The sequence below is a fragment of the Lysinibacillus antri genome, from assembly GCF_003977595.1.
Classification (GTDB): domain Bacteria; phylum Bacillota; class Bacilli; order Bacillales_A; family Planococcaceae; genus Ureibacillus; species Ureibacillus antri.
In genome coordinates this window covers 25,960-44,881 of sequence record NZ_RYYR01000033.1, presented here as the reverse complement: position 1 = coordinate 44,881, position 18,922 = coordinate 25,960, and the positions used below count along the sequence as shown (strand labels likewise).

Annotated in this window: 20 protein-coding genes and 1 pseudogene; 10 read left to right on the top strand and 11 right to left on the bottom strand. The window is 35.3% G+C overall.

Features of this window, described 5'->3' with window-relative positions:
* Positions 1-222: 222 nt before the first annotated feature.
* A complete protein-coding gene (locus tag EK386_RS17395) occupies positions 223-1,278 on the top strand; it encodes a C40 family peptidase (protein ID WP_126660446.1) in 1,056 nt (351 codons plus the stop codon).
* A 166-nt stretch (positions 1,279-1,444) separates the two neighbouring features.
* Positions 1,445-1,663, top strand: a complete 219-nt coding sequence (locus EK386_RS17390; protein WP_126660445.1) for a YdbC family protein — start codon at positions 1,445-1,447, stop codon at positions 1,661-1,663.
* Positions 1,664-1,771: 108 nt separating this feature from the next.
* Here EK386_RS17390 and EK386_RS17385 read toward each other — a convergent pair whose 3' ends face one another.
* Complete coding sequence (locus EK386_RS17385) at positions 1,772-2,407, bottom strand: LysE family translocator (protein WP_126660444.1); 636 nt, start codon at positions 2,405-2,407, stop codon at positions 1,772-1,774.
* Between the two features lie 133 nt (positions 2,408-2,540).
* Here EK386_RS17385 and EK386_RS17380 point away from each other — a divergent pair, with 133 nt between their 5' ends.
* Complete coding sequence (locus EK386_RS17380; protein ID WP_126660443.1) at positions 2,541-3,110, top strand: dihydrofolate reductase family protein; 570 nt, start codon at positions 2,541-2,543, stop codon at positions 3,108-3,110.
* 154 nt (positions 3,111-3,264) lie between these two features.
* Here EK386_RS17380 and EK386_RS17375 read toward each other — a convergent pair.
* Positions 3,265-3,360, bottom strand: a pseudogene (locus tag EK386_RS17375) (Organic hydroperoxide resistance protein OhrA); the annotation flags it as partial.
* Positions 3,361-3,614: 254 nt separating this feature from the next.
* Here EK386_RS17375 and EK386_RS17370 point away from each other — a divergent pair.
* A complete protein-coding gene (locus EK386_RS17370; RefSeq protein WP_126660442.1) occupies positions 3,615-4,454 on the top strand; it encodes a GGDEF domain-containing protein in 840 nt (279 codons plus the stop codon).
* Between the two features lie 407 nt (positions 4,455-4,861).
* Here EK386_RS17370 and EK386_RS17365 read toward each other — a convergent pair whose 3' ends face one another.
* From EK386_RS17365 to EK386_RS17340, 6 genes are read right to left on the bottom strand one after another with little or no spacing between them, the layout of a single operon-like run.
* Complete coding sequence (locus tag EK386_RS17365) at positions 4,862-6,010, bottom strand: hypothetical protein (protein WP_126660441.1); 1,149 nt, start codon at positions 6,008-6,010, stop codon at positions 4,862-4,864.
* Entirely contained in the window at positions 6,000-7,334 is a 1,335-nt protein-coding gene (locus EK386_RS17360) for a F390 synthetase-related protein (protein ID WP_126660440.1), read from the bottom strand. Before EK386_RS17360 ends, EK386_RS17365 begins: the two co-directional genes overlap by 11 nt.
* The gene (locus EK386_RS17355) at positions 7,331-8,185 is read right to left on the bottom strand and encodes an MBL fold metallo-hydrolase (RefSeq protein ID WP_158674465.1); all 855 of its coding nucleotides are present in this window, start codon (positions 8,183-8,185) and stop codon (positions 7,331-7,333) included. The genes EK386_RS17360 and EK386_RS17355 overlap by 4 nt, the downstream gene beginning before the upstream one ends.
* A complete protein-coding gene (locus EK386_RS17350) occupies positions 8,182-9,177 on the bottom strand; it encodes an NAD-dependent epimerase/dehydratase family protein (RefSeq protein WP_126660438.1) in 996 nt (331 codons plus the stop codon). Before EK386_RS17350 ends, EK386_RS17355 begins: the two co-directional genes overlap by 4 nt.
* Entirely contained in the window at positions 9,178-10,338 is a 1,161-nt protein-coding gene (locus tag EK386_RS17345) for an ATP-grasp domain-containing protein (RefSeq protein WP_126660437.1), read from the bottom strand.
* Positions 10,328-11,326 (bottom strand): beta-ketoacyl-ACP synthase III, encoded by a 999-nt coding sequence (locus EK386_RS17340; protein WP_126660436.1) that lies wholly within the window; start codon positions 11,324-11,326, stop codon positions 10,328-10,330. Before EK386_RS17340 ends, EK386_RS17345 begins: the two co-directional genes overlap by 11 nt.
* A 332-nt stretch (positions 11,327-11,658) precedes the next feature.
* Between EK386_RS17340 and EK386_RS17335 the strand changes: the two genes are divergently transcribed.
* The 5 genes from EK386_RS17335 to EK386_RS17315 all read left to right on the top strand — a co-directional run bounded on the left by EK386_RS17335 (position 11,659) and on the right by EK386_RS17315 (position 14,462).
* Complete coding sequence (locus EK386_RS17335; RefSeq protein WP_126660435.1) at positions 11,659-12,180, top strand: YehS family protein; 522 nt, start codon at positions 11,659-11,661, stop codon at positions 12,178-12,180.
* A gap of 112 nt (positions 12,181-12,292) precedes the next feature.
* Positions 12,293-12,478, top strand: coding sequence for an MBL fold metallo-hydrolase (locus EK386_RS20675; protein WP_126660450.1), 186 nt, complete (start codon positions 12,293-12,295; stop codon positions 12,476-12,478).
* A 201-nt stretch (positions 12,479-12,679) separates the two neighbouring features.
* The gene (locus EK386_RS17325) at positions 12,680-13,102 is read left to right on the top strand and encodes a RuvC family protein (RefSeq protein WP_126660434.1); all 423 of its coding nucleotides are present in this window, start codon (positions 12,680-12,682) and stop codon (positions 13,100-13,102) included.
* A gap of 31 nt (positions 13,103-13,133) precedes the next feature.
* Positions 13,134-13,319 carry a CoA-transferase gene (locus tag EK386_RS17320; protein ID WP_246027713.1) on the top strand — a complete coding sequence of 62 codons (186 nt, stop codon included), beginning with the start codon at positions 13,134-13,136 and terminating at the stop codon, positions 13,317-13,319.
* Between the two features lie 108 nt (positions 13,320-13,427).
* Entirely contained in the window at positions 13,428-14,462 is a 1,035-nt protein-coding gene (locus tag EK386_RS17315) for an MFS transporter (protein ID WP_246027712.1), read from the top strand.
* A gap of 778 nt (positions 14,463-15,240) precedes the next feature.
* Here the strand turns inward: EK386_RS17315 and EK386_RS17310 are convergent.
* Positions 15,241-16,146 carry a nuclease-related domain-containing protein gene (locus tag EK386_RS17310; RefSeq protein WP_246027714.1) on the bottom strand — a complete coding sequence of 302 codons (906 nt, stop codon included), beginning with the start codon at positions 16,144-16,146 and terminating at the stop codon, positions 15,241-15,243.
* A 351-nt stretch (positions 16,147-16,497) separates the two neighbouring features.
* Between EK386_RS17310 and EK386_RS17305 the strand changes: the two genes are divergently transcribed.
* Complete coding sequence (locus EK386_RS17305; protein ID WP_126660433.1) at positions 16,498-16,848, top strand: hypothetical protein; 351 nt, start codon at positions 16,498-16,500, stop codon at positions 16,846-16,848.
* A 142-nt stretch (positions 16,849-16,990) separates the two neighbouring features.
* On the opposite strand, the gene EK386_RS17300 is transcribed toward EK386_RS17305, so the two are convergent.
* Positions 16,991-18,232: an aminopeptidase gene (locus tag EK386_RS17300; protein ID WP_126660432.1), complete on the bottom strand. Its 1,242-nt coding sequence runs from the start codon at positions 18,230-18,232 to the stop codon at positions 16,991-16,993.
* An 89-nt stretch (positions 18,233-18,321) separates the two neighbouring features.
* Positions 18,322-18,858, bottom strand: a complete 537-nt coding sequence (locus EK386_RS17295) for a ribonuclease H-like YkuK family protein (protein WP_126660431.1) — start codon at positions 18,856-18,858, stop codon at positions 18,322-18,324.
* Positions 18,859-18,922 lie beyond the last annotated feature (64 nt).

Here is an 18,922-nt window from a genome sequence, read left to right as displayed (position 1 = left end):
TAAGGTAAAACTAAAAGGCATGAGTCCAGTACAGTACCGAACTCATGCCCAAGTAGCTGCCTAATATTCATGTCTAACTTTTTGGGTTCACTTCATTTTGGGGTTCTTTTTAATTTGCAAAAAAACCAATTGTTAGAAACTCTAAGTATGTAAGCATAAAAAAATAATGATAAGCCACTATAACCACTAAGTCTAAAAAAACCAATTTGAAGGAGAGAATCAATGAGGAATTTTTTACGAATGACAATGGTTTTTATGCTAGTTCTTGGTTTTTCTTTAAGTGGCACAATGACGACGAAAGCGCAAGTTCAGTCCGTTCCCAATGCAGGTGTTTTCATCAATGGAAAAATTGTGAATGGCATTAATCCGATAATAGAAGATGGTGTCTATTATTTACCGTTTGTAGATCTGGCAAAAATTTTAAATTATAATTACATCAAATTTGAAGATCAAGCAAGGGCTTATGAGATTACGGATGGCTCTACAGTTATTCGAATCGCGTTAGGTGGAACAAGAGCAAAAAAGGGGAATGAATATATAAACATAGAGCCACCAAGATGGATTAATGAAAAAGCCTATGTTACCTTTCATGCAGCCGGAGCTATTTTTAACTCGTATATTATATACAAGAAAGAAAATGGTTCGATTCAAATCGAAAACCCTGCAACGAAATATGAAGTGACGAAGGGAGATACACTGTATAATATTTCTCGTATTCACCATATTAGTGTGGACGAATTAAAAAGAATCAACAATCTTACTTCCAATATAATTTACGATGGACAAATTTTAAAGCTTCCAAGTGCCGATACATCCAAAGGGGAGATGGAGCCGGTCAAAGAGCATGAGCCTGTAAAAAACAATAGTAATGAATCGGTTGCGCAACAAGTGAAGAAAATTCTTGATGATGCTAAGAAATATATTGGAGCCAAATATAAATGGGGAGCAACATTAGCAGAAGCTCCAAACGCATTTGACTGTTCATCATACACACAATATGTCTTTGGTAATGCAGGTCTTCAACTTCCGAGGGTCTCTAGAGATCAAGCAAGTAAAGGTGTCGCGGTTTCAACAGGTACATTAAAAGCCGGGGACTTAATGTTTTTCACAATGAATGACACGTATACGGATGGACGAGTAGCCCATGTTGGTATTTATATGGGAGATGGCAATATGATTCATGCGTCCACATCAAAAGGTGTTATGATTACAACGAATGTCCTACAAAACCCTTATTGGTCTAAAAATTATCTCTTTTCTAAACGTGTAATCCAATAAGTATTAGCTTTATAGTGCTAGGATTAATATGAATGCATTGATTCAAATTTTCTTTTGAGTCAATGCATTTTTTAATGTTAAATTAAAAACAAGCCAACTACTTTAACTTTTTATGTGCACAGCATTGACATTTTAAGTTAAATTCAAAAAATAGGGGGATAAAATAATGGCAGAAATCAAATTCGAAATCACAAAACAAATTGCGATCCTTTCTGAATCACCAAAAGGATGGACGAAAGAATTGAACCTCATCAGCTGGAATGGACGGGAACCAAAGTACGATATACGAGATTGGGCTCCAAATCATGAAAAAATGGGGAAGGGTGTTACGTTAAGTAACGAAGAGGTGGAAAAGCTGAAGGAAGCATTGCGTTCGCTTGATTAACGAAGAAGTAAAAGGAGCATTATCTGTGAGAATGGGATGTTGCTAGACACAAAAAAACACACGTCAATTGAATTGGACCGTGTGTTTATTGTATTTGATCATTATTCGTTAGGCAGTTGGTTTTGTTTGTAGTAATTTAATACCCATTGCGATAAAAACAACGCCCGTTAATTTATTTAATACTGTTGAGACTTTGGTATTGCCTCTTAATTTTGTCGTTGCCATGGAAGAGAAGTAGGCCATGATTAAACACCATATTCCACCTGTTAATGTAAATGTAAGACCTAAGACGATAAAAGGAATTGGTGTAGCTATTCCTGAATCTGTATGAATAAATTGTGGAAGAAACGCTAAGAAAAATAAAGCTACTTTTGGGTTTGTCACATTGGTGATCATACCTTGAAGGAATATCTTCTTATTGCTTTGTGTTGGCAATGTCTGCTGTTCATTTGTTGTGTTTCTTGTAATGAGCATTTTCAGACCAAGATAAGCTAGATAGATGGCCCCTACAATTTTAATTAAAGTAAATAAAAAAATGGATTGTGTTAAAATAATGGATAGTCCAAATGCAGCCAAAAGTGTATGTACTACTACACCGGCAGTAATACCAAGGGCTGAAAAAATTCCTGCTGTTCTTCCTTGTGATATACTCCTGCTCACAATGTACATCGTATCGGTACCGGGAGTTAAATTTAACAAAATGGCAGCAAATAAAAATACTTCAAAGTTGATTATTCCAAACATCCATACACTCCTCTCTCGAATTATCGTAATATACAAAATATTTTGATGTTAATGGTAATATGATAACTGGAATTTGTAAATATCTTAGTTCAAAATAAAGTTACTTACTTTACTTAATGAAAGGGGGAAAGGTATGACGAATCCTATAAAACCAAGAAGAATACTTTTAGATTTAGCTGTTACGTTAGATGGCTTTATTGAAGGGGAAAATGGAGAAATCGATTGGTGCATCATGGACCCAGAAATGGAGTTTATGAATTTCTTAAATGGCATCGATAGCATTTTATATGGAAGAAAGAGCTATGAATTATGGGGGCAGTTTACGCCTGAATCATTTGAAAATGAATTGGATAAAGAAATGTGGGAAGTTATCAATAGTAAAGAAAAATATGTGTTCTCTAGGTCACAAAAAGGGACAGACTGTAATGCGATCTTCATTAACGATCAAATAACGGAAGAGATGCAAAAGTTAAAGGCGAAACCTGGTAAAGACATGTGGCTATATGGGGGAGCTAGTCTTATTACGACATTTATTAATTTAGGACTTGTGGATGAATACCGACTGTCCATTCATCCAGTAATTTTAGGAAAAGGGAAACCCCTATTTATCGATATTCACGAGAGAGTAAATTTAAAATTGGTAAATACAAAAACATATTCTTCAGGGGTTGTCCAGCTCATCTACCATTCGAAGGACAATTAACGATCAGGAAACTAGAGCATCTTTATGATTTCTATTGTTCAAAATGTAAAGTAAAAAATGATTTCATATAAAGTAGTATAATACTCAATAATCCATTGTGGTAAGAGCTAAATGCGTTGGTAGAGAAAAAGTTCTCTCACCAGCGCATTTTTAACTACTGCACTTCTAACGTGACATCGATATTCCCTCTTGTCGCTTTTGAGTAAAGACAAACGTGATGTGCTTTATAAACTAAATGTTCTAGCTGACTTTTTTCGATGTTCGTTCCTTATAACAAATTTTATTATGTAATATATCATTTAGTTGAGCTTCAAAGAATTATTGGATGAAAATCTATTTGTAGGAAAAAAGTAATTAGATAACGAAAATTAAAAGTGTACAAACCTATGATTTTTCTGCATAATGAATAGTAAATTATCAATATACTTCGAAGTAATTAAAATGGTATGATATAAGTTGCATAAATTATGGTTGCTAGCATTGCTATTGAAAAGGGGACTAAAAATGAAACAGAATAATATTTATTGGATTATGATTGTCCTCTTTACAGTACTCCCTATTCTTATTAATAGTCTTTTGAGCGATGAAGTAAGCAAAAATCACCATTTTATTTGGTCACTCTTTTTAATTCCAAGTATTTTAATGATGAGTATGTACCCAAAATGGAGCGTTATTATATCTTCGGCAGTTTTCTATAGTTCTTTTAAATTGGTTATAGCATTTTTTCAAAACCCAGATGTTGATAAAAATGCAATTACTGTACTGATTCTAGGCTCAATGGTGAATTGGTCTATACATATTACAATCGGTTACTTCATCAATAAATCGCATAAATTACTACAGCTAGTAGAAGAGTTGACTTTAGTTGATGTATTAACGGGAATAAACAATAGAAGGTATTTTAATTTATTTTTAGAAAAGACAATTCCAAATATAGAGAAAACCAACAGTTCATTAATTATGATGACATTAGACATCGACCATTTTAAAAGGATTAATGATACGTATGGTCATTCCTGTGGTGATGAGGCGCTTAAGCATATTTCAAACGTCATTAGAAGGAATGTCAGAGATACGGATGCTTATGTTCGTATAGGTGGTGAAGAATTTGCCATTGTTATGCCTTCTACAAGCCTGGAAGAAGGGGGAATTATTGCGGAACGACTACGTAAGACTGTTGAGGAATCTAGCTTTACTTATAAACAAGAAGTTATCCAATTTACCATTAGTATTGGATTATCCCAGTATCATGGAGAAGCAATAGAGGACTTTATAAATAAGGCAGACAAAGCACTGTATCAAGCGAAGGAAAATGGTCGAAATAATATAGTAGTTTTTGTTTAATATGGATTTAAAATAAGGAACTACCCAAAAAGGAGGAATGTACAATTCAGTGAAAATTTGAGTTGTACATTTTTGCTTTTGGAGTCTTTTGATTTTCGCTACGGTGGACGCTTTGGCGTGGGCACCTTCGATTCAATCAAAAAGCTACTTAGAACAATAGGATATAAGAATACACCAGTAGTATAACCTAAATGAAGAAAACGCGGCCTACCACTGTAAGCCGCGAACTAAATCAAGAAATATTAGCTGGCATTTTAATATGTGTGCTTAGTCCGCTCACTACGCCAACTTTTTTCGAAATTCTGTTAGTATATATTAATCGAGCGGATTTTTATCATTTCTAAAGCTACTATTATAATTTATAAGCACTTATTAGATAGCCTCTTCTTTTTCAACTATTTGAATGATTAAAGTTCTAGCTTTTTTACTAAAGGAACGCCAATTCTATTAAGTAAGAAAGATAGTATGCGCCAAAAAGATTGTTGAGAGTAGGGAAGATGGCGAACGTATAATGCGGTATATTCAGGTGTCCCTTCACCACTTCTTGCTTTTTTAAACTGTCCCGCCCCAGCACTTTGATGATATAAGTACTTATTTTCAAGAGCTAATTTCGTATTGAGATGTCTCAAAACCCGATAAAGCTGATGTTTAGGGAACAATGAAAGGTTATAACCATAAATGGGATTGGTCATCATATCGTTCAAAACAAATGTTCCAGAAATCGCTTCTAATCGCCCATTGATTCGAACCCCTTGAAAAACGAATAACTTCTTCTCCAACAAGTTTTTTATGAATGCTTCTGTGAATTGAGGATTTAAATCAGAATACTTATCAATGTATAGTTGATCATAAAGCTCCACAATGCGCGGGATATCCTTTAGCGAAAGATCATCATTTGTAACGATTGTCATATCTGAAGTCAAACATTTTTCATCTTGTCTTCGTTTTTTACGTTCACTTTTCGTAGGTGTATGTAATCGTTCTTGAGTAGAGACATATATATATCGGCTTGGTAACAATTGAAACTCCTCATTTTTGAAAGCGACCATCGTTTCATTATGACAAATTTCATTGATGGAGCGGAAGCCAAGTTGATAGTTTGGAAAACGTTCTATTAATAGTTCCTTCAATTGATGAATCTCTTCACTAGATAATGGAGAGATGAGATTTGTTGAAAGGCAATAGTTATTGATATACACGATTTTATTGATTTGAATCTTCTTTGCGATTCCACCAATACCATTTAGCAACGTTTTTAATAAGAATCTTAAAGGCTTTGGCGAAACGAAGCGCAACTCTTCTTTGGCGTAGGTAATATAATGAGTAAAGGGCGAACAGACATAAGAATTTTCATAGGTTGCATCATTCACCGTACAAGGGATTAATTTTCTACCCACCGCTGCAAAGAAAATTTCTGTATTGACGTTTTTCATATACTTCGTCGTATCTTCTAAAAACTCTTCAAAATAGGCTTTTAGGAAAGTCCCGTTTTCATAAAAGTGCCAATCTAATTTGTCTATATTGTCTTTAGTGAAAAGCACACCGTTATTCAACATGGTGACGGACCTCTTTAACTGGCATTTTATTTTCAATACGCTTTAATTTTATTAACGGCTGCGGTTCTTCGTATGGACCAAAAGTAATTGTCGGAGTAACATATTTATCTTGTAAAAATGCTAGTAAATTTCCCTGGATATGTTGTTCGGTTTCTTGCCTTTTCATTTCGTCATTTACTAAACATTGCACTTCGATGGCATGCTCGCTATGTTGAATGACTTTATATTCTTTTAAGTTTTCAGAAGCGGTAATACAAGCCCGTCGAATAAAATCAGGGAAAACGTATTCTAATTGATTTTTAATTTTATTTCTTAAAATAAATAAATCGTCCATTCTGCCTTCGATTTGTTCAATCGCTAGTAAGGGTGATCCGCATGGGCAAGGGTCATTTTTCAAAGTGAGAATATCGTTTAACCGATAGCGAATAATTGGTTGGGTACGTCTTCTAAAATCCGTGATGATCGGATAAAATTTTATTTTTTGCGGATCTAAAAACTGCTTTTCAATAAAGACGATATCCTCGTTTAAATGAATCGTCCCATGGCTACACGAGCATCCTAAAAATCCTTCTGTACATTGATAGACTTGATGAATCTTTTGTTGAAATACTTTTTCGATATAGACAGCATCGATTGGGTCCAAAACTTCAGCCATTGTAATAATTTTAATGGGATGAATGGTTAATTTCTTTTCTTGGACTGCTTCAGCAAGACGACGAACCATTGAAGGCGGTGCTGCTAGAATGGTTGGTTGATATTCCTCAAGTCTACGAATGTGTTGTTCAAAGTCATGTAATAAATCAAAGAAAGCAAATTCGATTTTTTTATTTTTAACGGATTCATATAAATTGCTATTGGCACGTAAAAAGAAGGCAATCTTCTCTTTGTTTTTGAATCCATTCGGTAACAATTTTGCTAAGATAGTGCCGGCCCAAGCAGATTGTTCCTCCTCTGAAACTAAGAAAATCCCTCTATTCCCAGACGTTCCGGATGATAACCCGACTGTAGTGTTGCCGATTGTCGGTGAAAAATCGCGATGTTCTTCTGCATTAAGTGCAACTTGAAAAGCGGCTTCTTTCTTTATCCCTTTCGTATTGAGTTCATCAAAGTTGTCCATCATGATTTGTTTATCCATAAAAGGATACTGAGTAATGTTCGTTAAATTTTTGATTTTCAAGCTTTGAAAGTAAGGCGAATGAAGGTTTACCCATTTTAGATGTTTTTGTAATTGTTTATTTTGCCATTTATGAAATTTCTTATTAGAAAACGTTTGAATTCGTTTAACGTTTAAGTAGTTTTGTAGAATGTTCAGTATTTTTATCATTTGAAACCTCGTACTTGTTGAAATGGTTCTTCACAATGAGATGGGATGATTTTGATATTCTTATCTAACGAATGGAGTCGCACAATTTTTTCAAAGTTGTCTTTGTATTCTCTCGCATTATCCATAATGAGATAGGCTAGTTTGCTTGGAGGGCGATTTTCTCGAAAGGCGCGAGATCTCCACACGGCATCTGCAACTAAAAAAATCGTCTCACGGTTTTCATTTGCAAAAATTAATCCATATTGCCCTTTAGCGTGACCTGATAAATTAATGGCTAAGAAACTCCCATCTCCCCAAAGATCAAATAGAGGCTTTTGGAATGCGTCAACAATTGTGCTTATATCTTGATTCCCAGTAGTAATGGTTTTTGTATCTTCTATAAAAAGGACGCGATTCTCAAAATCATCGGGTAATAAATTTGGAATATACGCGGATAAAACCGCACGTATTCCTTTTTTATTTTTCACAGATAGAAACGCCTCTTTTGAGCAAATAAATGCACTAGAAGGGAAGTCTTTCAGTGCGCCCATATGATCTGCATGAAAATGACTTAAAAATATATAGTGAATCTCGTCAGGATGAATGTTTTCCTTCTTTAGTTGGGCCACTATGCTTTCTTCTGCTTTTACATAAACCGGTGTGATTTTTGCGTATAAAGAAAAAGGGAACTTTCTTGTTTCTTCATAAAATCGTTCCGTGTAGCCTGTGTCGAACAATATATAGCCATGAACAGGGTGTTTTAATAAGGCTACCATTGCGGGAAACTTCATTTCATAGGAAGGTTCACCCTTTAAGGCCACTTTTGCGTCATGTGTACAATATCCAGTCTGAAATAATTGATATGTAATCATGCTTGAGCTTTCCACCATTCTGCAAACTTTAAAATGCCTTCTTCTACTGAAATACGCGGTTCGTAGCCTAATTCTTGTTTAGCGGCATCAATATTTAATGTTTGGGAGTGTCCTAGTACCGTCACTGTATAAGGCGTAATAATTGGCTCTTTTTTAATACGGAGGAAGCGATACGTTCGTTCTAATAGACTTGCAATGCGTAATATTTTTTCGTATTGCATTTCTCTTTTTTTCATCGGTTCGTTTAGCACCGCAAACACTTTTTCTAATAAATCGCATAAATAGACCGGCTCACCATTTGTAATGTTATATTTCTTTCCTAAAGTACGCTCATCGGACTGTAGACAAAGACATAATGCATCCACCACATTTTCAACATAGGTAACATCGGTTAGAACCTTGGCCCCGTCAATATACGGAACTCCTGATTGTTTGTTTGCTTTAATTAAGCGCGGAATAATTGCATTATCACCAGGACCAAATAGTGCTCGTGGTCTAATTGTAATGGTAGGTAACCCTTTTTCAAATGCTTCATCAACAATTTCTTCTGCTATCCGCTTTGTTTTTGCATAGAAGTTAATTGCAGGATTTGGTAAGCTACTATTCTCTTTCACATCCACTTTTGTGCGATCTTGCAAATTAAAGTAGATGCTTGGTGTTGATACGTGAACGAATCGTTTCACTTTCGCTGATAGGGCAGCATCCACCATGTTTTGTGTACCAACGACATTTGATTGATAAAAGTCTTCGTATTTCCCCCAAACGGAAGAGAGTGCACCACAATGAATAACATAATCTTGGTTTTCCATTGCTTTGAAAATGCCAGTTCGATCTTCTAAAGAAAGGGGGATGAATTGAACCTCTTTTGGAAATGTTGCAGCTAACGCTTTATTACGCCCGATCGCAGTCACGTGAAAGCCATTGTTTACTAGCCTTTTTACGACATGCTGGCCTAAAAATCCCGTAGCGCCTGAAACTAATATATTACTCATCTATTTATCACCCAATTCTCCATTCCACTCAATATCTAATGTACTCATTTGATAACTGGATATTTTTCTTTTCTTTGATTCTTTCAATAGATAGAGGAAGCTACTTATTTGATCGAAAAAGACTTTTGGATCTTCACGGTTCCAAATAATATCTTTTGCTTTTATCATTTTATAAATTTGCTTTACTAGATTTTTAGAAAATAATGTTTGTAGCATGGCTAAGCCCACCATTGTTTTTTCAGTTCCTACTATATAATGGTCTTTCTTTTCGTTGTGCTTTGTAAGAGGAAACATACAGATTCCACTCGTTGTTCTTGGATTACATTCAATCGGATAAACTTCACCCTGTTTTGTTTCGATTAAATCAAAAGCAATTTGCCCGGTGTATTCATTTTTTTCTATATAGCATTTTACGAATTCTTCTAATTTCCGATTATTATACGGTTCAAAATAAATCGTCGCACCTAACCCAACTGTATCGTTCGTTTGATATGCGCTATAACATTTCATTTGGCCTTTGTCTGCTATTGCGTACGTGCATAGTTGTTTTCCCTCAATTTTTTCTTGTACAACCCAAATCGTTTTCTGAGTAGAAAGGAAGTCAATTAACTCATGTCCTTTCTTAAAAACTACTTCTGTTCCAAATCTTGAATAGGCTGGCTTACATACATAAGTCTCGTCTAAATGAATAGTATTAGCTTCAAATATCTTAGCGATAGCCGTTTTTGACTTCATTTGATTTGTATCGATGACGATTGTGTAAGGGATCTTTATGTATCCATCATAATTTCTGATTAAAGTTTGAATGAATAATCCTTTATGATGAAACGTGTTGATCTTTTCTAACGGCTCACAAAAAGGACGACAAAATTGAGAGAGTGGTTCGTATCCTGCTGCGATATGGAACACCTCTTCGCATGTAGGGATCAGTAAATCGATATTATGATCTTGTACAATTTTGATTAAATCTTGTATATACGTATGTTGATTTTCGTTCGGTGCACATACACGATAGGATCTTTCAAAAAGGTTAGAGTGCATACATAGGTGTTTCGGTAAACTTTCTGCCATAAATAATGTATGCCCTTGTTGCTTTAATAAACGAGCGAAATAATAAGTAGCTGGTGCGCGGCCTCCTGTGAGTAAAATGTTAATACTCAAACACAACCCCTCCGATAGAAAGTCCTGCAGAAGTACCGATTAGCATTATCTTATTGCCACGTTGAATTTTATTTTGCATGATCGCTTCATGTAACGCCATGGGAATACTCGCAGCGATTGTGTTGCCATGATTGTGAATGATGTTCATAAATTTCCTTTCTTCAATGCCTAATTTATTTCTTAAAATTCGCATCGCCATACCACTTGCTTGGTGTGGAACAACTAAATCAATGTCATTCATCGTGCAATCCGAAGCTGCTAATAATTTTTCTAAAAAAGCAGCGATATTTCTTGAGGATAATTTAAATACAGATTTCCCGTTCATATCGAATAAAAAATCATCTTTTTTGCCATTTGGGTTATTAGGGTGTAGCTTTGTTCCACCGCCTCGTATTTCGGTAAAATGCGCACCATCACTGAATGTTTCCATATGGCCACATAACACTTTAGATGGTTCGTTTTCGGGCGTCTTTGTTAAAACAACGGCAGCTGCGCCATCTCCAAAAAGAATCACATTTTCTTTTTTGTCCCAATCTAAACCAACTGATGCAACCTCGCTTGATACAAGTAGTACGTTTTTGTATCGACCACAATGTACTAAGTAAGAAATCGTATCAAAGCCAGTGACGAAACTTAAACAGGTAGAGTTGATATCAAAACAAGGAATTTTAGAGTCGTTTAATCCTAATTGCTGTTGGATCAGTGCTGCGTTACAAGGGATAGGTTGTTCCATTGTCCCGCTTACACTCACGATACAATCAATGTCTGTTTTCTGTAGCCCTGAAGCCTTTATTGCATCATTTGCTGCATAAGCCGCCATTTCTGAAGCAGTTTCCTGTTCGACGAAAGAGCGTACTACAACACCTGATTTTTGTTCTACCCAACCATTCGTTACACCTAATAATTCATCAATCTCATGTGAATAGACTTTTTTCATCGGTAAATATTTACCAGTACCTAATATTTTTACATTTCTAACTTGGGACATTCTGTTCTTCCTTCCGAAACAAAAAATAAAAATTGAATTTACTCAAACTCTATTCCATCTCGGTCTATAAATCAATTTCTAAAATTACTAATTTAACAATTTACCAGGAATTACATCTAACTTATTTGAGAATAAGGGCAAAGTTTATAATTTCCTCCTAAATGACACCAAGTAATTAAAGCCTTATAATAGGGGAGGCATCTAAGAGATATTTTTTGTGTTCATTAAATCGAAACGCATTTTAATGTATGCACGTGGTTAAAATTGAAAGTAAATACGTTTCGACATGAACAATTCGAAACGAACATCTATACATAAAAGGAGAAACGAACATGACAAACAACGATTTACTCATCCGATTACGATATGCATTAGATATAAAAGATACGGATATGGTGGAGATTTTCCAATTAGGTGGCATCAACGTAACAAAAGAAGAAGTACGTAAAATTTTAACGAAACCAAAAGAAACAGAAGAAGGGGAATACGATCTAACACCAACTGATAATTTTACCCCATGTGACTATGACATGTTAGAAGCATTTTTAAATGGATTTATTACATTTAAACGTGGAAAGCAAGAAGCGAAGCCAGAGCAAGATAAAAAGCCAGTACAGCCACTAGCGAAGAGAGATACAGCAAATAACTTATTTATAAAACGAGTGAAAGTAGCGCTTAGTTTAACAACAGAAGACATGATCGCGATTTTTTATGATGGCGGATTAAACGTATCGAAGGGCGAGATTGGAGCAATTTTACGAAAAGCAGATCACCGTAATTATAAAGAATGTGGTGATAACTTCACACGCAATTTCATTAAAGGATTAACCTACAGACACAGAAAAGATATTTAATTTATTACCCACAATAAAACTGAGGCATGCCTAAAAGTGAAAAATGTATAATTCAATTTGAATTGTACATTTTTGCTTTTAGAGGCCATTGATTTCCGCCTGAAGTGAGGACATTGAGCCAACTTTAGCTGAACATGGAGTTTGTATAGAAGATATTCGTTGGATTTTGCTCACACATGGTCATGTGGATCATTTAGGCGGCGCTTATAATGTTTGGGAAAAAAAGGACGACAAGCAAAAGTGGTCGTTCCTAAAAAGGAAGCTTAACTTTTGCGAAATCGAAATGAACAAATTATAGATTAAAAAGCTGTACAAGGGAAGTACATCACTGACCCAGGTATTCAAGAAAAGCATATGAATATGTTACTATCGAATAGTAGGAAAGGAAATTGAACCAAGCCTAGAAGTAGTTGAAGGCGATTCTATTAATCTTGGTGATGAGGTTATATTAAAGGTTGTAGAAACGCCTAGTCACTCAATTGGTTCAGTTACATTTGTTTTGGAAGGGTTAAACTGGGCATTTGCAGCGGATGCAGTTCAAATGTATGGCGGGTTAAGCGGTATGCCAACGATTGAAAATGCAACGTTATATCGCAACAGTGTCAAACGCTTATTAGAAGAAGTTTGTCCAAAGCAATTATTCTTAGGATATCCATTCCGAAACAAGAATGGTGTTATACAAAGTGCTCAAATTGAAGGCGAGCAAGTAGCGAAGGTGTTACAAGCTAGCCTTGAAATGGATGCCAAATTAAGTGATGTAGTGAAGCGTCATTTATCGGATGGACTTCCTACCGAGCAACATGAACTGTATGCTCCATTTTCTAGTATCGCTGATGAAATGGGATATACAGGGAATCCAAGGCACTTACCATGTGCATTCTTTGTTATAATGAATGGCTATTTAGAAGAAAGAATTAGATAACAAATAAAATTAGTGAGAGGGGGCGGACTCTATGATTCAAAAAAAATATGATAGTGCATCCCAAGCAGTTGCTGACATAAAAGACGTTTCAACCTTACTTGTGGGTGGTTTTGGAAGAAGTAGATTACCTTCACAGCTTGTGGCTGCTCTTGTTGAACAAGGTGCTCTAAAGTCAGGTGGTAGTTTCTTCTCGCAAGCTGATTTATTAACTATATAGCATCATCTTTAAATAGAAATTAAACCGCTTTCATAAAGTTGCTAGTGTTTCTTCTTGTTATTTTTAATTCCGTAATACTTCTACTTATGGTAGGAAAGTAAAGAGAGAATGTTAGCTGTATTAGTATTAGCATTTTCCGTTATTTCTTTAATGCATGGATTAGCACAAAGTTTCGCCATGTTATTTGTACTCCGTCTATTAATGGGGATTGTAGAAGGTCCACTAATTCCGCAAACTCAATCCATTTTAGCGATTGAGTCATCTGAGCGTCGTCGTGGATTTAACTTAGGTTTTACAATGAATATGAGTAACGCTATATTCGGTAGTATTTTGGCGCCTGTTGTGATCGTGGCATTAGCGACAAACTTTGACTGGCATACTGCATTCTATTTAACAATTATCCCTGGGATCATTTTAAGTTTCTTCATTTTCAAAACAATGAAAAATCCAGATCCAAAGAAATTACATTCGGTGCACTCAGTAAAATCGAGTGAAAAAGTGAAAGTGAAAGATATTTTAAAACACCGTAATATTTGGTTATCGATTATCGTATTTAGTGCAGGTATGACAGCACTTATGGCATTCCAAATTTTTGGGCCAACATATTTAGTGCAAGCAAAAGGTATTTCAGATGGTCAAATGAGTTTAATTATGGCAGCTTTTGGGGTCGGATACGCAATTTTTGGATTCTTAATTCCAACAATATCAGAAAAAACTGGTCGTAAACCGGCATCAATTATTTCTGCTTTAATGTTAATGGTTTTCCCACTGGCTTTAGTATTTACAGATTCAATTCCTTTAATGATGGCGTTATTATTTATCGGTTCGATGGGTTCAGAGATTATTGGGATGTCCATGTCAGTTATTCCTGTTGAATCTATTCCGTTACAATATTCAGGATTAGCAGTAGGGTTAACAATCGGTATTGGCGAGTTATTCGGAGGTTTCTTAAATCCAATGGTAAATGGTGCATTAGCCGATACATTTGGTATTCAAACTCCATTATTCGTAGTTGCAGGGATAGTTGCATTAATCTTCTCATTCTTCTTTAAAGAAACGGCACCATCAAAAACAGGTACAGCCGACGTGCATACAGCATTAGATTCAATCGAAGAAGATGCAAAAGCTACAGTTCGTGTGTAAATGTAATAAGTAAATGAAAACTTAGTTGTTTCCTTTTAAAAGGGGATGGCTAAGTTTTTTGTTTGTGTGCTTTGCAAGCCGTTAATTACAAATTAGTGGAAAATTAAATAAATATGCTGCTTGATAGCTTCTACGCAACCGTAATCGCTGGAGGAATCATAGGTAGATACGGATTTTTATAGTACAAGCACTAGATCAAGAACGAAATTTTTTGGAAATTTGGTGAAAGTGGTTTTCATGGAGCCGATGAAAACCAAACTCACTAGAGAAGTAGGTGAAAGTGGTCTTCATGAAGCTGATGAAAATCAAAATCGCTAGAAAAAATGATGAAAGTGGTCTTCATGAAGCCGGTGAAAACCAAAATCGCTAGAAAAAATGATGAAAGTGGTCTTCATGAAGCCGATGAAAACCAAACTCACTAGAAAAAATGATGAAAGTGGTCTTCATGAAGCCGGTGAAAACCAAAATCGCTAGAAAAAATGATGAAAGTGGTCTTCATGAAGCTAATGAAAACCAAAACTGCTAGAAAAAATGATGAAAGTGGTCTTCATGAAGCTAATGAAAACCAAAACTGCTAGAAAAAATGATGAAAGTGATCTTCATGAAGCTGATGAAAACCAAAATCGCTAGAAAAATAGGTGAAAGTGGTCTTCATAAAGTCGACAAAGATAAAAACTATTTAGAATTGTTTCAATCCAAAATGTCTTCACGAAAAAACGCATAAAAAGAGCCCTTCAAATATTACTTGAAGGACAAAGCTTTGAGATAGGCAAAAACTTTATACATAATAAGCCCACTGATGTACACCAACCATTTGAAAATTCTTATTTAGTATTCTGCTTATTCTCCTTTTGGAAGGTACTGCATTACACCAATCATGGATTATGTTAGTTGTAATTTTTTTATCTGGAAAAAGTAGCTTAAATTCTTTTACACTACGCATAACTGCAGACTCAATAATTTCTGGGTGTCCACATTGCACACAAATACACTTATTCCCCTCAACAAAATCTAGCAGCGAGTTACAAAATCCACACATAATCCCCTTTTGAAGCCGATCGTAATCATAAGCTGGGATTTGTTTGAAAGGGGAATCTTCCAAATGGAGTGACAATAGTTTGTCCGCCAATATCCTATGATTTCGTGATAGCTTTGATGGAATTGTATTTAATTGTTTTAAATAGCGGTGGATCTGTGTTGGAAAAATAAACGGTTTATCTAGGGGAGATTGATATAAAGTGAATTCTGGGTTAATGAAAACGACATACGCATTAATCGAAATACGATAACCTAGATTCTGTAGTAATTGACGAAACAAGGATTCAGTTCGCGTCAATTGGGTAAGTGGATTCATAATTTCTGTTTTGGGCCGTTTGTATATTCGGTCAGATTGATAATAGTAGTCTCCCTCAAAATTTTTAACCTCAAAAATATCAATAGAATCTGACAGTATTAATAAGGAATCAATTTGATAGGTAGAATTGTTTGTTTTTAACAGTAAATCGTTTAACACGAGGCAATCACATTGTAACTTTTCAATGAAAGTATCAAACAAACACTCGCCTTCGTAGCCCTTTTTGAGGTTGTAATAATATTGTTTATCTTTGTCGGACAACTGCATTCGAATGTTTAAGGAATTCAAAATCTGTAGTTCAGTAGATTCAGTTCTAGTTTTAAGAAAAATCTTCCTTCGCCTCCCTTATTCAAAAATCTATAACTCTATTTTATTAAAAAATGTAAAAATTTCCATACCCATTTTCAGATTGGTTCTAATTGGTATAAATAAGGGACTGATGTTTGTATTGTAGTTTCTTTTCCTTTGTAAATAAAAGTAGCTAGTATTATAGGCCTGGTAGTTTTTGTGAGGTATAAATTCGAATGAATCGTTCGTACCCATAATAGTTCTTAAGGGTAAAAGATAGAAAAGGGAAATGAGGATAAAGGTTATTGAATAGAACGCTCGATATAATAAAATAGTCATTAGATAGAAATTTCATAAATAAAGGGAAAATAGTAATAGGAGGAAGTTTTTGAGATGAGTCAAATAGGAAGTTACAGTATCATTGTGAATCAAGCAAAGAAATCAATCGATATGTCAGTAAAAGGGACATTTACTCCTCAACAAGCGGAGAGTTTCCATAAAGACTATCAAAGCAAAGTGGCATCAATTAATGCTAGTAATTTTATACTAAAAGTTGATTGTAAAGATATGAATATCATAACTCAAGATATGCTGCCAGCTTTAGAGGTTTCATTTAAAATGTATAAAGAATCTCAATTTAATAAAGTTGAATTTATTATCCAAAAGAGTCCTGTTGTAAAAATGCAATTAAACCGAATTGCTCGAAATACCGGTCTATTGAATTCTGAAGTTGTTGAAGTTTAATATTCGAAAATAAAGTGAAGGCTAATCTCGGTTTTCACTTTTTCACTTTAAAAATAATGCGAGCGATGTTAATGAAATATTGATTCAATATAAAAAGCAATCTCACCAGTATAAAACAGGGGAGATTGCTTTATTTGTTAGCTTAGATCGCCCAATCGCCATTTCGGAATATTGGAACCACTGTGCCATCTTGTTTAATGCCATCAATATTCATTTGTGCTGACCCAATCATGAAGTCAACGTGCACAGTCGAAGTATTCATACCATTTGCTCTTAGTTCTTCAGGGCTCATTGTTGTTCCACCTTGAATCGTAGTAGGGTAGGCCGAACCAATGGCTAAATGGTTTGAAGCATTTTCATCAAATAAAGTATTGAAGAATGTAATCCCTGATTGTGAAATAGGGGATGGATCTGGAACAAGGGCTACTTCACCTAAACCAGTGCCGCCATCATTATCAAATACTAATTTTTTAATGGCTTCGTCGCCTTTTTCTGCAGAGATATCCACGATTTTTCCATCTTTAAAGTGAACTTCAATGCCTTCAATTAAAGTACCCGCATAGCTTAGTGGTTTTGTACTACGAACGACGCCATCCATTCTACGCGTATCCGGCGCTGTGAAAACTTCCTCTGTTGGCATGTTCGCAATAAATTCATCACCTTTAGGATTATAGCTTTCTGCACATGCCCAAATGTGGTTTTTAGGTAAACCTAATGTAAGGTCAGTACCAGGAGCCGTATAGTGAAGTGCATCAAATTGGATATCATTAAGAATTGCTGCTTTTTCATTCAACGTTTTTTTATGTTGATCCCATGCAGCAATCGGGTCTTCTTCATAAACACGACAAGTTTTAAAGATTTGATCCCATAACGCATCTACTTGTTCTTCAGATGTAGCAAGATGCGGGAATACTTTTGCAGCCCAACCTGCTCCAGCTGCCGCAGCAACTGTCCATTTTAAGTCATCATTTTGAGTAGCTTTTCGTTGGACGTGGAAGGCCTTACCAAATTCACTTTGGAATGTAGCTACTTTTGTTGGATCTACTTCGTTTAATAGGCCTGGGTCACTTGAAATAATGGATAATCTGCTTACTCGATGATTTAATACGTGATCTTCTGATTCGTCGATTTCGTATTGTGGGATATTTGTTAATACTTCTGTTGGCTGATGAAGATAGTTTAGTTTAGTAATTTCATCGTCTGCCCATTTTACAATTACTTTCTCGGCACCTAATGCATAGGCTTCTCTTGTAATTAAACGTGCTAATGGAGCTTGATCAACGGTAATCGTCATTTTAACCCAATCGCCTGGCTGTACATTAATTCCTTTTGCTACTAGAAGTTTTGCATATTTTTGTAAATTTGCATCAAAATTCGCTAACATTTGAATACCTCCAATAATATGGTTCAGTTACTTATCTTAACATAATCGAGAGAAAACTGACTGAATTGAACCCTCCCTGTACAACCTAATTACTTTGTAAAGCGATTGGCATAGCTGCTGGCGACGAAAGATTCTGGTTTGATTTTTGGTTTTAAGCCAATTGATTCAAGCCTTGAAACCATTTCTTTCACAAAGACTCTTGTTTTATTCTTTTTCCCAGAACCGATATCGATATGTCCTTCAATTGTAAAGTTTGCCCCCTTATAAATGTGAGGGATCACGATGTTTATTAATTGCTCTTTATGGTCCTTTGTAAACATTGAAACAACTTCCTCAGTTAATGTTGTCTCATAAGAAATCCGTTCATGTAAGTTCAGCATCTGTCTGGGGACGGTTACTTTCCGAATACATGCCCAAACCCCTTTTCTTTCTTGTTGAATGACGATGCCTGTAATGAACTTTGTATAGTGGTTAAATACTTGTGAATCTGTTCCAAACATCAAACGGAAATTTCCTGAGGGGTCTTTTTTCATAAACGTGATGATATGTTGAAAAACTTGTTCAAACGACATGTTCTTTTGACTTAAATTTTGAAAGGTGATCGTGCTATCTATTTCTTTCCCCATAACTCCTACCTTTCTTTTATTAGTCGGGTGGTTACTATAAGTCTATTCAAATACTAGTGTGAAT